11 protein-coding genes are annotated in these 13,808 nt (G+C 59.2%); 6 read left to right on the top strand and 5 right to left on the bottom strand.

Annotated features, from left to right (window positions below; translation table 11 throughout):
- Nucleotides 1-2: 2 nt before the first annotated feature.
- Nucleotides 3-773, top strand: a complete 771-nt coding sequence (etfB, locus tag AACY36_RS03025) for an electron transfer flavoprotein subunit beta (RefSeq protein WP_339415341.1) — start codon at nucleotides 3-5, stop codon at nucleotides 771-773.
- A gap of 909 nt (nucleotides 774-1,682) precedes the next feature.
- On the opposite strand, the gene gbcA is transcribed toward etfB, so the two are convergent.
- A complete protein-coding gene (gbcA, locus tag AACY36_RS03020; protein ID WP_339415342.1) occupies nucleotides 1,683-2,978 on the bottom strand; it encodes a glycine-betaine demethylase subunit GbcA in 1,296 nt (431 codons plus the stop codon).
- Between the two features lie 282 nt (nucleotides 2,979-3,260).
- Here gbcA and gbcB point away from each other — a divergent pair, with 282 nt between their 5' ends.
- A complete protein-coding gene (gene gbcB, locus AACY36_RS03015) occupies nucleotides 3,261-4,361 on the top strand; it encodes a glycine-betaine demethylase subunit GbcB (RefSeq protein ID WP_339415343.1) in 1,101 nt (366 codons plus the stop codon).
- 3 nt (nucleotides 4,362-4,364) lie between these two features.
- Here gbcB and AACY36_RS03010 read toward each other — a convergent pair whose 3' ends face one another.
- Entirely contained in the window at nucleotides 4,365-5,180 is an 816-nt protein-coding gene (locus AACY36_RS03010) for a nitrilase-related carbon-nitrogen hydrolase (protein WP_339415344.1), read from the bottom strand.
- Nucleotides 5,177-6,616: a purine-cytosine permease family protein gene (locus AACY36_RS03005; protein WP_339415460.1), complete on the bottom strand. Its 1,440-nt coding sequence runs from the start codon at nucleotides 6,614-6,616 to the stop codon at nucleotides 5,177-5,179. Before AACY36_RS03005 ends, AACY36_RS03010 begins: the two co-directional genes overlap by 4 nt.
- 283 nt (nucleotides 6,617-6,899) lie before the next feature.
- Here AACY36_RS03005 and AACY36_RS03000 point away from each other — a divergent pair, with 283 nt between their 5' ends.
- Nucleotides 6,900-8,717 (top strand): flavin monoamine oxidase family protein, encoded by a 1,818-nt coding sequence (locus tag AACY36_RS03000; RefSeq protein ID WP_339415345.1) that lies wholly within the window; start codon nucleotides 6,900-6,902, stop codon nucleotides 8,715-8,717.
- Between the two features lie 58 nt (nucleotides 8,718-8,775).
- Here the strand turns inward: AACY36_RS03000 and AACY36_RS02995 are convergent, their stop codons facing one another.
- Entirely contained in the window at nucleotides 8,776-8,973 is a 198-nt protein-coding gene (locus AACY36_RS02995; protein ID WP_339415346.1) for a hypothetical protein, read from the bottom strand.
- A gap of 176 nt (nucleotides 8,974-9,149) precedes the next feature.
- A complete protein-coding gene (locus AACY36_RS02990) occupies nucleotides 9,150-10,190 on the bottom strand; it encodes a threonine aldolase family protein (protein ID WP_339427672.1) in 1,041 nt (346 codons plus the stop codon).
- Nucleotides 10,191-10,280: 90 nt separating this feature from the next.
- Here AACY36_RS02990 and AACY36_RS02985 point away from each other — a divergent pair, with 90 nt between their 5' ends.
- The 3 genes from AACY36_RS02985 to AACY36_RS02975 all read left to right on the top strand — a co-directional run bounded on the left by AACY36_RS02985 (nucleotide 10,281) and on the right by AACY36_RS02975 (nucleotide 13,801).
- Nucleotides 10,281-11,009 carry a TraX family protein gene (locus AACY36_RS02985; RefSeq protein WP_339496741.1) on the top strand — a complete coding sequence of 243 codons (729 nt, stop codon included), beginning with the start codon at nucleotides 10,281-10,283 and terminating at the stop codon, nucleotides 11,007-11,009.
- Nucleotides 11,010-11,274: 265 nt separating this feature from the next.
- Entirely contained in the window at nucleotides 11,275-12,528 is a 1,254-nt protein-coding gene (gene glyA / locus AACY36_RS02980) for a serine hydroxymethyltransferase (protein ID WP_339415349.1), read from the top strand.
- A 22-nt stretch (nucleotides 12,529-12,550) separates the two neighbouring features.
- The gene (locus tag AACY36_RS02975; protein ID WP_339415350.1) at nucleotides 12,551-13,801 is read left to right on the top strand and encodes a sarcosine oxidase subunit beta; all 1,251 of its coding nucleotides are present in this window, start codon (nucleotides 12,551-12,553) and stop codon (nucleotides 13,799-13,801) included.
- Nucleotides 13,802-13,808: the final 7 nt, after the last annotated feature.

Genomic DNA, 13,808 nt, shown 5'->3' with positions numbered 1-13,808 from the left:
CCATGACCACGAATGTAATCAGTTTGGTTTCCATCGGCGCCCACCCTACCTCCGGGCGCCCGCGCCGTGCGGAGCAGGACGCCCGCGCTGTCGAACTGGGGTTGCAGATGGCTGGGGATAAGTTGCAGGTGCTGCATGCCGGCAACATCGCCGAACCGACCCTGCGCAGTTACCTGGGCATGGGCTTGCCAGCGTTACATGTACTGGAGCAACCGGCTGGCAGCGATGCGTTGCCGGTACTCAGTGAGTACTTGCGCGATGCCGGTGCCCAGGTGGTGCTCACCGGCAGCCAGGCCGAAACCGGTGAAGGCTCGGGCATGTTGCCGTTCTTGCTCGCCGAGCAATTGGGCTGGCCGCTGATTGTCGGGCTGGCGCAGGTTGAATCGATCGAGGCGGGCGTGGCCCATGTGCTGCAAGCCTTGCCACGCGGCCAGCGGCGCCGGTTGAAGGTGCGTTTGCCGTTTCTGGCGACCGTGGATAACGCCGCGCCCAAGCCTCGGCAAAGCGCCTACGGCCCGGCGCAGCGCGGTGAACTGGCGGCTCACGACGTTGAAGTCGAGCAGGACGAGTTATACACAGGGGCCGTGCTGCAACCGGCCAAGCCTCGACCCAAGCGGCTCAAGGTGATCAAGGCCAAGAGCGGCGCCGATCGTATGAAAGCCGCCACGGCCAAGGCCAGCGGCGGCGGTGGGCAAGTGCTCAAGGGCCTCAGCCCGGAAGCGGGTGCCGAGGCTATTCTTAAGCTGTTGGTTGAGGAGGGCGTCGTACGCTGATTCCCTGTGGGCGCTGGCGTATCTGTACCTGTAGTGAGCGGGCTTGTCCCGCGCTGGGTGGCGAAGCCGCCCCAATAAATACGCCGCTGAGTTTCAGATAAAACCAAGTCGTTTGGTTTGGGGCGGCTTCGCCACCCAGCGCGGGGCAAGCCCGCTCACTACAAGGATGTGTAGATTCCAAGGGCTATAGCAGGAAGCCAGCGCCCACGTATTAACGTCCCTTGGGCTTACCCACAATCCCTGTTGATCCGTCTGTGGATAACCTGTTCGCGGTTGTCCACAGCCCCTGTGAATCAAGTCCTGCAGCCCTCTGTACGAAAAACAACCAAGCTAACTGGCGGTTTTTCCTTGGTTTTTTCCCTGCACTCAGCCATTTAACAAATCAGACTTGCCCCCATACTCTGTTGGCGCTTCTGTGGATAAGGTGTTCGCTCTCGGCCACAGCCCTTATGGTTAAAGGCTTTTATGTGATTGATCAAAATCTGATCGATTTGAGCTTTTACTTGATTAAAATCCCTGAAAACCGCGATTTATGAAGGTTTGAGACGGTTTTCCACAGCGCTGCCAAAGTTGCCCCCAAAGTCTGTTGGTGCTTCTGTGGATAAGGTGTTCGCGTACCGCTACAGGGCACGTGGTTCGTGGCTTTCAGTGAGTTGATCAATAAGTGATCAGATGCGGGTGAAAACCGCTGGCTTGAATAAGTCACGGATTTTCTTCATTTAATTTTAGGAGGGAGGCGTACTTGCCCACATTTGCTGTGGGTGGCTCTGTGGATAAGTTGTTGGGTAAAGGCTGGAGGGCTGGTATCTAGAGGCGTTAGAGAGGCTTGCTCAAATTTTGAACAGTTAAGGAGTTCAACCTGTGGGAGCGTCTCACCGCCGCTCCCACAGTTTGATCTGTGGGTGTCACTTACTCGTGGACGGCGACGCCTTTGAGGTAAGGCGCCGGCGCCGCGCCCAGGTTGCTCAACATGCGCTCGCTGTACCAGTCAACGAAGTTCACCACACCGAACTCGTAGGTTTTGGAGTACGGGCCGGGCTGGTAGGCGGTGGAGTTGATCCCGCGCTGGTTCTCTTCGGCCAGGCGACGGTCCTGGTCGTTGGTGGCGTCCCACACCTGGCGCATGCGGTCCACGTCGTAGTCCACACCTTCCACGGCGTCCTTGTGCACGATCCACTTGGTGGTGACCATGGTTTCCTGGGCGCTGATCGGCCACACGGTGAACACGATGATGTGGTCGCCCATGCAGTGGTTCCACGAATGCGGCAGGTGCAGGATGCGCATCGAGCCCAGGTCCGGGTTCTTGATGCGGCCCATGAGTTTCGCGCAGCCCTGTTTGCCATCCAGGGTCATCGATACGGTGCCCTTGAGCAGCGGCATGCGCACGATGCGGTTGCGCAGGCCAAAGCTGGCGTGGGCGTAAGGGATTTTCTCGGCATCCCAGGCGGCAGCGGAGGCGGCCACGTGGTCCTTGAAGGTCTGGTCGGCGCGCGGGTCGGTGACGTCGTCCCATTCCAGCAGGGTTTTCAGCAGTTCCGGGTGCGACGCGTTGCAGTGGTAGCACTCGCGGTTGTTTTCCAGCACCAGTTTCCAGTTGGCTTTTTCGAACAAGGTGGTCTGAATGGCCACCTTGGTGTTTTCCATGTCGTAGGGTTCCATGTAATGGCTCAGCGTCGACAGGAAGTCATCGATGGCCGGCGGGTTCTCGGCCAGGCTGATGAAGATGTAGCCGCCGGCGGTCTTTACGTTCACCGGCTTGAGGCCGTATTGCTTCATGTCGAAGTCGGCGCCCATCTCGGTGCCGGCGAACAGCAGGCGGCCGTCCAGTTCGTAGGTCCACTGGTGGTAATGACAGACGAGTTTGGCAACCTTGCCCTTGTCGCTGGTGCACAAGCGTGAGCCACGGTGGCGACACACGTTGTGGAACGCATGCACCACGCCGTTGGCGCCACGGATCACGATGATCGGGTTCTTGCCCACTTGCAGGGTCAGGTAGTTGCCCTTGGTGGGGATCTCGCAGGTCATGCCGGCAATCAACCACTCTTTCTGGAAGATCTCCTGCATGTCGATATCAAACAGCCGTTCATCAGAGTAGAACGGCTGTGGCAGCGAAAAGGTGCGCTCGCGCTCTTGCAGCATCTGCGCGGTGGCCTTGCGTGCGGGTTCCAGCGGATCGCCCAAGCTTAAAGTTGCGGTGACGTCCATCGTGTGTGTCCTCAGGGCCATTCTGTGTGGCCGGCGAATAGTGGCTACGGTTGGTACTTTGCAAGGCCTAAAGAAAGCGTCTTTGTTGGAAGCGAGTGTGGGCCCGGCAAAGGCCAGAACCTTGTCCATTAACGACATGGCCCACTCTGATCCCGACGCGCAACACCCATGGTATGGGGGCTGGTCGCGATAAGTATGTGAATGTCGCAGATAGGTAAATGGGTGGTTCTCGCGTTACGCAGAATCGCCACCATAAGGCCGACGTCGGCGGTGGAGAACAACATGTCCAGTAATTTCCTGAATCCGGTAACCACCCAGACCTGGGCCAATGGTCGGCACATCGTCCGTTGCGTCAAAGTCATCCAGGAAACCTGGGACGTGCGCACCTTCTGCTTCATGGCCGACCAGCCGATCCTGTTCTTTTTCAAGCCAGGGCAATTCGTCACCCTGGAGCTGGAAATCGACGGCCAGCCGATCATGCGCTCCTACACCATTTCCAGCTCACCGTCGGTGCCCTACAGCTTTTCGGTGACGATCAAGCGTGTGCCGGGCGGCAAGGTCTCCAACTGGCTGCACGACACGCTGCATGAAGGGCAGGAGTTGGCCGTGCACGGGCCGGTGGGGCTGTTTAATGCGATCGACTTCAGCAATACCAAAGTGCTTTACCTCAGTGGCGGTGTCGGCATCACGCCGGTCATGTCCATGGCGCGTTGGTATTACGATACCAACGCCAATGTCGACATGACGTTTATCCACAGCGCCCGCTCGCCCAAAGACATCATTTATCACCGCGAGCTGGAACACATGGCATCGCGGATCGACAACTTCAGCCTGCACCTGATCTGCGAGAAACACGGATTGGGCGAGCCTTGGGCGGGTTATCGCGGTTACCTGAACCACAAGATGCTCGAACTAATGGTGCCGGACTTCCTCGAGCGTGAAGTGTTCTGCTGCGGCCCCACGCCGTACATGAACGCGGTTAAGCGTCTGCTGGAGGTCGCCGGTTTTGACATGACGCGTTACCACGAGGAATCCTTCGGTGCCACGCCACCGGAAGCCCGTGCGGACGCGGTGGAACAAGCCGAACAAGCCGCCGACGCACCGGAAGTCGATCTGGCGGATCTGCACCAAGTGGAGTTCATCGCGTCGGGCAAGAGCATTCGCGTGGCACCGGGCGAAACCGTGCACGCGGCTGCGGCCAAGCTTGGGCTATTGATCCCGAAAGCCTGCGGCATGGGCATCTGCGGAACGTGCAAGGTGATGAAGCTGGGTGGCGAGGTCGAGATGGACCACAACGGCGGGATCACCGAAGAAGACGAAGCCGAAGGCTACATCCTGTCGTGCTGCAGTGTGCCGAAGGGGGATGTGCGCATCGAGTTCTGATGCTCAATACAGCCTTGGCCGACGGTCCTGATGAACGTGATTGTGACCGCTGATTGATTTGTCCCGGGCCTGCGCCAGGGGCAGGTCAGCGACCAACTGTTGTTCCTCCGGGCGGGAGGCTGCGCCGGCCAGTGGGTAGCCGTCAGCGTCGACGATCACCGAACCGCCCACCCAGTTTACCCCACGCTCCTCGCCATAGCGGTCGCACGCGGCGATGAACATGCGGTTGACTGCCGCATTGGCCTGGACCCGCACGATCTCTGCCGGCCTTTCACCGGCGGGGCGTGGGCCGTCAGGCCAGTTCACCGGGACGCAGAGCAAGTCGGCTTGCGCCAGCGCAGGCAGGCGCACCCACTCGGGCAACTCCAGGTCGTAGCAGATCATTACGGCGATCCGCCCGACGGCGGTGTCGACCACCGGAGGTGGTGCATCACCGGGGGTAAAGATCAGTTTCTCGCGGTCCCACAGGTGTGCCTTGCGATACACCGTCAGGCGCCCGGTGGGTTCGACCAGCGCTGCACTGTTGGCGACGTGTGGCGCGTTCAGGCGCTCGCAGAACCCCGCTACGATGACGATTCCCAGCTCGTGCGCCAGGTTTTTCCACAGTCTCAAGGTCGGGCCGTCGAGCGTCTCCGAGACACGGTAGGCTTCGTCTTGGTCGAAGAACGCGTAGCCGCTCTGGATCAGCTCCGGCAGAACGACCACCTGGGCGTCGAGGCTGGCTGCACTGCGAATCGCGCTCTCGGTCAGTGCTCGGTTGTAGTCGGCATCGCCGATATGCGGCGCCAGTTGATGGCAAACGACGCGTAGCGGTTTCACGTCAAGTCTCCTTCCAATGCGCGCTCGCTGGCGTGCATAGCGCGCGATTCGGCGGCGTGGTCGAGTTGGCGGCTCATCACGCAGTAAACCACTGCCGAGACCGCCAGGCCGATGACGAACGCAATATCGGCACCGTCCAGCATCAGGCTGATCGGGCCTTGATAAAAACCCAGCGACATGAACGGAATCATAGCCGCCAGGCCGAGGAAATACGCGACCAACCCGGCCCTCGACCAGCGACCATAGATGCCAGCGGGATTGAAAATATCGCGGATGGCGTAGCGCCCTTTTCGTACGACATAGAAGTCTGCGAGGTTGACGGCCGTCCAGGGCACCAGGAAATACAGCATCAAGAGCACGAAGGTATTGAAGCTGCTCAGGTAGCTCTCAGGGATGCTCAAGGCAATCACGAAAATGATTGCGGCCACCAGGCTGATCCCGACGATGCGGCTCTTGATCCTGGGTTTGATCGGGACAAAACCGTCAATGGCGCTGATCCCGGTGAGCATCGCGCCATAACAGTTGACGGCCATGATGCCGACCAGCGCCGGTACGGCAATCAGCACGGTAAAGGTGCCAAACCCAGGCAGCAGTTGGTTGCCCACGGCCTGCACACTGCCAATGGCGTCGGGTGAGGGCAGCGCCGAGGCCAGGAATGCCCCCAACGACATCAACCACAGCGCCGAGCCGGCAGCCCCCAGGTAGGTCCAGAGGATGACACTGCGCGACGGCGTGTTGTGGGGCAGGTAGCGCGAGTAATCCGAGACATACACGGCGTAGCTGATCTGATAGCCCGCAGCGGCTGACAATTGGATCAGGAAGGCCGACCAGGAAAAATGTGCGTCGGCCACGGCTGAATCGGCCTGCAGGTGCAGCAAGGCTGCGACGGTCAGGACCGCGAAGACACTGATCATCACGTAGGTCAGCCAGCGTTGCACGGTGTGCAGGAGGTCGTGACCGATGACGGCGATCACCACCGCGAGGATGATCATCAAGGCATACCAGGGCGCGCGGTGGCCGGGCAGCACGGTATTGATGGCATCGGTCGCCAGAATCACATTGAACACGTTAAAGCCGATGTACACGAAGACCACCGCGATAAACGGCACGATGGCGCCACGCAGGCCGAATTGGGCGCGCGACTGGATCATCTGCGGCAAACCCATGCGCGGTCCCTGGTTGGCGTGGAACGCCATGGCGAACGTGCCCAGGCACACGCCGATCACGATCGCCAGGATCGCGTACACCAGGCTCAGTCCCAAGGCCGCCCCGGTAAACCCGGTGACCATGGTGGTCAGCACGAAGTTGCCGGTGAACCAGAACGGCGCCTGATGCCACACCTTGCCGTGGCGTTCATTGCGCGGCACGTAGTCGATGGAGCGGGTTTCGATTTTCAGCGTGCTGGAGGGGGGAGCGGCCGATCGGTCGGAGGGCATGTTCATAGGTATCACGGTCTGTTTTTTATTGAGTGAGTTGCGCAGCGTCTTGTAAGCAAAAAAACAATTGAATCGGCATTTTCAAATAATCACTTTATGAATGTCTGAACTGAGTGCGCAAAACCCTCTGGAATAAGGTTTGCATTACTGATCCACTTTTTATTTCCAACGGATATAGAGACATTTCCTACGAATCACTACGCTGAAGATCACACTCGTCGTAGTCGCCCTTCGCAGTGAAGCAGTAGGTGGACGTCCTGTTTGCACGCCAAGGATAATTGCCATGTCTGCTATTCCCTCCCGAAGTAAAGGCGCTGCGCGCTTGCTTGCCAACGATGTCACTGCACTGATTCCTGACTTTCCTTTTCATTACCGCCGGTTCCTTGATACCGCCGTCATTAACGGCACTCCGTTGGCGCAGGTTTCCAGCCTAGCGTATGGCAGCAAAGTGTTGATCGTCGGCGCAGGCGTTGCGGGAATGGTGACGGCCTATGAAGCCATGCGCATGGGTTTACACCCTGTGGTGGTAGAGGCCAGTGATCGTATCGGTGGCCGGCTGTATTCCTACGTGGCGGGTGATCCGCAAGATCCCGCTAACAGTGTGATCTGTGAAATGGGGGCGATGCGTTTTCCTGTTTCAGGCAAGGCGTTGATGCACTATTTCGAGAAGGTCGGCATGACGGCCAACTCGGCGGACTTTCCCAACCCTGGTTCGGCGGCAACCTCCAGTACGGTAGTTGACTACCAGCAAAAACAGACCTATTACGAAGGCAATAACCTGCCGCCGGAATACGCCGAAATTGAGCGGTTGTTGTTCGAGGTGTTCCTTGAGCAGGACCCGATCAAGTTCACCGAAATGGAAGCGGCAATGTCCGAGGACAGCATTGATCAGGCCAAGATAAAGACCTTGTGGAACGCAATCCTGGATGCGGGTTGGGACAACCTCAGTTTTTTTGCCGCGATGGTCGAGCAGGCGGGGTGGAGTCGCGAAGACATTGATCTGTTCGGCCAGATCGGCTTCGGCACCGGCGGTTGGAACACCGACTATCCCAATTGTTTCCTAGAGGTGCTGCGGGTGCTGTATACCGGGCTGGATACCAACCATAAGTTGATGTTCGACGGTTCCAGCGAGCTGCCAACGCGGTTATGGAGCCGCGCCCCGGAGACCTTTGGCGACGCCATGGCGCATTGGTCTGTGGGCACCACTGTCCAAGGCCTGACGACCCAAGTCATTGATCAGCCTTTAAAGCAGGAAGTGCGGCAGATCATGCGTCGCCCGGATGGCGAGTTCGACGTATGGGTGTATGACCATAATCTGGGAAACGACCGTCAATACACTTTTCCTGCCGTGGTCTACACCCCTCACAAGCGGATCCTCGACAAATTCCGCTACATGGATGGTGCCGCCCGCTTCAACCAAATGAATGACCTGTTATCCCCAAAGGAATGGGAAGCGGTGATGTACACACACTACATGCAATCCGCCAAAATCTTCGCGCAAACCCAGCGGCCTTTCTGGACCGATGTGGAAGCAGATTTTCAACACAAGATGAGCGTGACCCTGTCGGATCGCATCACCCGTGGCACCTACCTGCTGGACTACAGTCAAGGCCTCGGATCTTACAGGGGGAGCGGTATGTTTTTGTCTTATACCTGGAATGACGACAGCCTCAAATTCCTGGGGGATCGCAGTGCGCCGCAGCCGTCCCACGTGCAGGTGTGCACAAGCTTGCTGGACAGCGTGTACGCCCCTCATCAGTTGAACCTGGCGGCTGAGTTCGGCATGACCAACCCCTTTGTCGAAATCAACTGGGAGGAGCAGCCGTTTTTCCTGTGCGCGTTCAAAATGAATCTGCCGGGCCAGTACGAGTACCAGCGCTTGCTGTTTTCTCAGTTCATGAACGGTGTGCAGGGGCCGAAACCCGATGGATTCATTCTGGCGGGTGACGACGTTTCGTTCACGGGAGGCTGGGCAGAAGGAGCGGTGACGACGGCCTTGAATGCCGTGAATAAGCTGGCGTTGAAATTCAACGGTGGGACCTTTCTCACAAACCGCGGCCCTATTGATGATTGGCAAGCGCTTCAACCGAAGGCCTTGTGAGCGAAATCACATCAGTCCCGCGTCGCAGGTCATGAGTCTGCGGCGCGGGCCTTAGTGGTTAGCGGACGAAAAGGTTGATGAGGTATCCGCCGGATGCTGTCATTTCGAACTCTTTTCCAGTCACGGTAAAGGTTTTGGACGGCTCGATGATGGTGTCGCCGACGTTGGCCAGCTTCCTGAGGTCGTCCAGGCTGACGAGTGTGGCGTCGACGTCGGCGCGCAGCTGAGAGTCAGTGGTGTAGCATTGAATTTCCATGATGTTGCCCTCTATAGGATTTCCATTTCCAGCCGAGTGTTCGGCAGGCAGTCAGCCCCGGAAAAACGCGTCCGTCTGTTCGGGGTGACAAGATCCTACTCAAGGCAGGGGGTAGATAGATACTGTCAGAAATACGTACAAACAGTCTCTGAAACGCTGCTCAAAGCCCCGTGGTTTCAGGCCTCCATCACTTTCCGAATATCCGCCGCCAATTCTCTTACACGTTCTTCCTCGGTATCCCACGCACACATGAAGCGTGCACCGCCTTTGCCGATAAAGGTGTAGAAGCGCCAGCCCTTTGCGGTCAATGCGGCAATCGCCGGTTCCGAGAGTTGCAGGAACACACCATTGGCCTGCACCGGGAACATCAGCTCAACGCCAGGAATATCCGCCACCAGGCGGCTCAGCAGTTGTGCGCAGTGGTTGGCGTGACGGGCGTGTTTGAGCCAGGCGTCGTTTTCCAGCAGGCCTACCCAAGGGGCGGAGAGGAAGCGCATTTTCGAGGCCAACTGGCCCGCTTGTTTGCAGCGATAGTCGAAGTCTTCCGCGAGTTTGTGGTTGAAGAACAGGATCGCTTCGCCTACCGCCATGCCGTTTTTGGTACCGCCAAAGCACAGCACATCCACGCCAGCCTTCCAGGTCAGGTCCGCTGGCGAGCAGCCGAGGAAGGCGCAGGCGTTGGAGAAGCGCGCGCCGTCCATGTGCAGGTTCAGCCCCAGTTCCTTGCAGGTCACACTGATAGCGCGAATTTCTTCCGGGGTGTACACGCTGCCGACTTCAGTGGCCTGGGTAAGGGTGACCACGCGCGGCTTGGGGTAGTGGATGTCCTGGCGCTTGAGGGCGATCTCGCGGATCGACTCCGGGGTCAGCTTGCCGTTTTCGGTGCGTGCGGTGAGCAGCTTGGAGCCGTTGGAGAAAAACTCCGGCGCGCCGCATTCGTCGGTCTCGACGTGGGCCGTTTCCGAGCAAATCACGCTATGGTAGCTCTGGCACAGCGAGGACAGCGCCAGGGAGTTGGCCGCTGTGCCGTTGAAGGCGAAGAACACTTCGCAGTCGGTTTCGAATAAGTTGCGGAAACCGTCGGCGGCGCGATGGGTCCATTCATCATCGCCGTAGGCGCGCTGATGGCCTTGGTTGGCTTGTTCCATGGCGGCCCAGGCTTCCGGGCAGATGCCGGAATAGTTGTCACTGGCGAATTGTTGGCTCTTGTCGGTCATGGCCCATTCCTGTGGTCGATGTTGGGGCGCACTGTAACCAAGATTGTCGCGGGTGCGCACGTACTGTAAATGCAAAGTCACTGGGGAATTATGCACGGTACTGAAACGATTCCTGTCGGACGCGTCCGTGATGGCGCTTTGGATTTGCTCAAGTGGCTGGCGCTGTTGAGCATGGTGCTGGACCACCTGCGTTATGTCGGTTTGAGCCTGGATGGCCTGTATGTGCCGGGACGCCTGGCATTCCCGTGGTTTTGCCTGGCGATTGCGGCGAACCTGCATCGGGCGAGAAACGCACCGGTCATAAGCCAGTGGCGGTATTTGGGATGGTTGTTGCTGTTCAGTGTGATCAGTGAGGTGCCGTATCGGATGTTCATCGACGATGCCGATACGTTGAATGTGTTGCCGACGTTGGCGCTGGGGTTGCTGATTGCCCGAGGATGGCAGCAAAAAGCGCTTTTTGATCGAGGATTGGCGTTGATTGCCGTCACGATTGCCGCCGTGTTTGCCACGCACCTGATGTTCGGTTTTTTCGGTGTATTACTGCCACTGGCGATGCTGCTGGTGTTCCGTCGGGCATGGTATTTCAGCGTGTTGCCGGGGTTGGTGTGTGTGGCCGCCAATCAATGGCAGATTCTGCTTAATAGCGGCACGCCTGTCGCGTTGATGGGGTTGGCCGCCTGCTTGATCGCGCCATTGGCGGGATTAGTCCTGTTGCGACATGCCAAAGATGTCGCGCCCCCGGCCATGCGCCGTTGGGCTTACGCCCTCTACCCCCTGCATTTCCTTCTGCTGCTGCTCGTTCGCAAGATCATCGCGTAACCCTTGTGGGAGCTGGCTTGTCGAATCGTCGAACCGCTGCGATGGCATCACCTCGGTTCTGCTTAGAGACCGAGGTGTCTGCATCGCAGGCAAGCCAGCTCCCACACAAGCCCATTCCCACATTTGTTTCGGTGTTGTTCACGCCATGTCGTAAACGCACCTTTGCGTGGCGTCCGTAGGCATTTGATCCAGAGGCGTCAGCCCTACCATCGCATCAAAGGGCTCTGCACGGGCCTCAACAATACGAAAGGCTGGGAGAGACGCGATGTTCAGCAAACAAGACCAGATCCAGGGATATGACGACGCACTGCTGGCGGCGATGAATGCCGAGGAGCAGCGTCAGGAAGATCATATCGAGCTGATCGCGTCGGAGAACTACACCAGCAAACGCGTCATGGAAGCCCAGGGCAGCGGCCTCACCAACAAATACGCCGAAGGTTACCCGGGCAAGCGCTATTACGGCGGTTGCGAGCATGTGGATAAAGTCGAAACCCTGGCCATCGAGCGCGCCAAGCAGCTGTTCGGTGCCGATTACGCCAACGTGCAGCCGCACTCCGGTTCCTCCGCCAACAGCGCGGTGTACCTGGCCCTGCTGAACGCCGGCGACACCATCCTCGGCATGAGCCTGGCCCACGGCGGCCACCTGACCCACGGCGCCAAAGTGTCGTCCTCGGGCAAGCTGTACAACGCGGTGCAATACGGCATCAACACCGACACCGGTTTGATCGACTACGACGAAGTCGAGCGTCTGGCCGTGGAACACCAGCCGAAAATGGTGGTGGCCGGTTTCTCCGCCTACTCCAAGACCTTGGATTTCCCACGCTTTCGCGCGATTGCCGACAAGGTCGGCGCGCTGCTGTTCGTCGACATGGCCCACGTCGCAGGCCTGGTTGCCGCAGGCCTGTACCCTAACCCGCTGCCGTACGCCGATGTGGTCACCACCACCACCCACAAGACCCTGCGTGGTCCGCGTGGCGGCCTGATCCTGGCCAAGGCCAACGAAGCCATTGAAAAGAAGCTCAACGCCGCTGTATTCCCCGGTGCCCAGGGCGGCCCGCTGATGCACGTCATCGCTGGCAAGGCCGTGTGCTTCAAGGAAGCCCAGGAGCCTGGCTTCAAGGTCTATCAGCAACAAGTGATCGATAACGCCCAGGCCATGGCGCAGGTGTTCATCAAACGCGGCTACGACGTAGTGTCCGGCGGCACCGATAACCACCTGTTCCTGGTCAGCCTGATCCGTCAGGGCCTCACCGGCAAAGACGCGGACGCCGCCCTCGGTCGCGCCCACATCACCGTCAACAAGAACGCCGTGCCGAATGACCCGCAGTCGCCGTTCGTGACCTCGGGCCTGCGCATCGGCACCCCGGCGGTGACCACGCGTGGTTTCAAAGTGCCGCAGTGCATCGAACTGGCCGGCTGGATCTGCGACATCCTCGACAACCTCGGCGACGCCGATGTCGAGGCCAACGTGGCCAAGCACGTGTCTGCCCTGTGCGCTGATTTCCCGGTTTATCGCTGAGCGCGGTTTTGGAGTAATGACTATGCAACGCTACTCAGGCTTCGGCCTCTTCAAGCACTCACTCAGCCACCACGAAAACTGGCAGAAGATGTGGCGCACGCCGACCCCTAAAAAGGTCTACGACGTGGTCATCGTCGGCGGCGGCGGGCATGGTCTGGCGACCGCTTACTACCTGGCCAAGGAGCACGGCATCACCAACGTGGCCGTGGTCGAGAAAGGCTGGCTGGGCGGCGGTAACACCGCACGCAACACCACCATCGTGCGTTCCAACTATCTGTGGGACGAGTCGGCGCATTTGTATGAACACGCGATGAAGCTGTGGGAAGGCCTGTCCCAGGACCTGAACTACAACGTGATGTTCTCGCAGCGCGGCGTGTATAACCTGTGCCACACCCTGCAAGACATTCGTGATTCCGAGCGCCGCGTCAGCGCCAACCGCCTCAACGGCGTGGACGGCGAACTGCTCAACGCCAAACAGGTAGCGGACGAGATCCCGTACCTCGACTGCTCGAAAAACACCCGCTACCCGGTTCTCGGCGCCACCGTGCAACGTCGCGGCGGCGTGGCCCGCCATGATGCCGTGGCCTGGGGCTTCGCTCGCGCGGCTGACGCACTCGGTGTGGACTTGATCCAGCAGACCGAAGTGATCGGCTTCCGCAAGGAAAACGGCGTGTGCATCGGCGTGGAAACCAACAAGGGCTTCATCGGCGCCAAGCGCGTCGGTGTGGTCACGGCCGGTAACTCCGGGCACATGGCCTCGCTGGCCGGTTTCCGCCTGCCGATCGAATCCCACCCGCTGCAAGCGTTGGTGTCGGAGCCGATCAAGCCGATTATCGACAGCGTGATCATGTCCAACGCCGTGCACGGTTATATCAGCCAGTCCGACAAGGGCGATCTGGTGATCGGCGCCGGTATCGACGGCTACAACGGCTACGGCCAGCGCGGTTCGTACCCGGTGATCGAGCACACCGTCCAGGCCATCGTCGAGATGTTCCCGGTGCTGTCGCGGGTGCGCATGAACCGCCAGTGGGGCGGCATCGTCGACACCACGCCGGATGCGTGCCCGATCATCTCCAAGACGCCGGTTCCGAACATGTTCTTCAACTGCGGTTGGGGCACCGGTGGTTTTAAAGCGACTCCGGGCTCAGGCAACGTGTTTGCCGCCAGCCTCGCCAAGGGTGAAATGCACCCGTTGGCTGCCCCTTTTTCCATCGACCGTTTCCACAACGGTGCGTTGATCGATGAGCATGGCGCTGCGGCCGTCGCCCACTAACAGGAGA

Source organism: Pseudomonas sp. EA_15y_Pfl1_P101 (assembly GCF_963970835.1).
Taxonomy (GTDB): domain Bacteria; phylum Pseudomonadota; class Gammaproteobacteria; order Pseudomonadales; family Pseudomonadaceae; genus Aquipseudomonas; species Aquipseudomonas tritici.
Note: the sequence above shows the minus strand (reverse complement) of the source record. Positions and strands in the feature narration are given on the sequence as shown.

What these genes read in the sequence shown, in the direction of transcription:
- AACY36_RS02995 (WP_339415346.1), bottom strand. Translation starts at nt 8,973, where the DNA reads ATGGAAATTCAATGCTACACCACTGACTCTCAGCTGCGCGCCGACGTC.
- AACY36_RS02985 (WP_339496741.1), top strand. Translation starts at nt 10,281, where the DNA reads ATGCACGGTACTGAAACGATTCCTGTCGGACGCGTCCGTGATGGCGCT.
- etfB (WP_339415341.1), top strand. Translation starts at nt 3, where the DNA reads ATGACCACGAATGTAATCAGTTTGGTTTCCATCGGCGCCCACCCTACC.
- AACY36_RS02990 (WP_339427672.1), bottom strand. Translation starts at nt 10,190, where the DNA reads ATGACCGACAAGAGCCAACAATTCGCCAGTGACAACTATTCCGGCATC.
- gbcB (WP_339415343.1), top strand. Translation starts at nt 3,261, where the DNA reads ATGTCCAGTAATTTCCTGAATCCGGTAACCACCCAGACCTGGGCCAAT.
- glyA (WP_339415349.1), top strand. Translation starts at nt 11,275, where the DNA reads ATGTTCAGCAAACAAGACCAGATCCAGGGATATGACGACGCACTGCTG.
- AACY36_RS02975 (WP_339415350.1), top strand. Translation starts at nt 12,551, where the DNA reads ATGCAACGCTACTCAGGCTTCGGCCTCTTCAAGCACTCACTCAGCCAC.
- AACY36_RS03005 (WP_339415460.1), bottom strand. Translation starts at nt 6,616, where the DNA reads ATGCCCTCCGACCGATCGGCCGCTCCCCCCTCCAGCACGCTGAAAATC.
- gbcA (WP_339415342.1), bottom strand. Translation starts at nt 2,978, where the DNA reads ATGGACGTCACCGCAACTTTAAGCTTGGGCGATCCGCTGGAACCCGCA.
- AACY36_RS03000 (WP_339415345.1), top strand. Translation starts at nt 6,900, where the DNA reads ATGTCTGCTATTCCCTCCCGAAGTAAAGGCGCTGCGCGCTTGCTTGCC.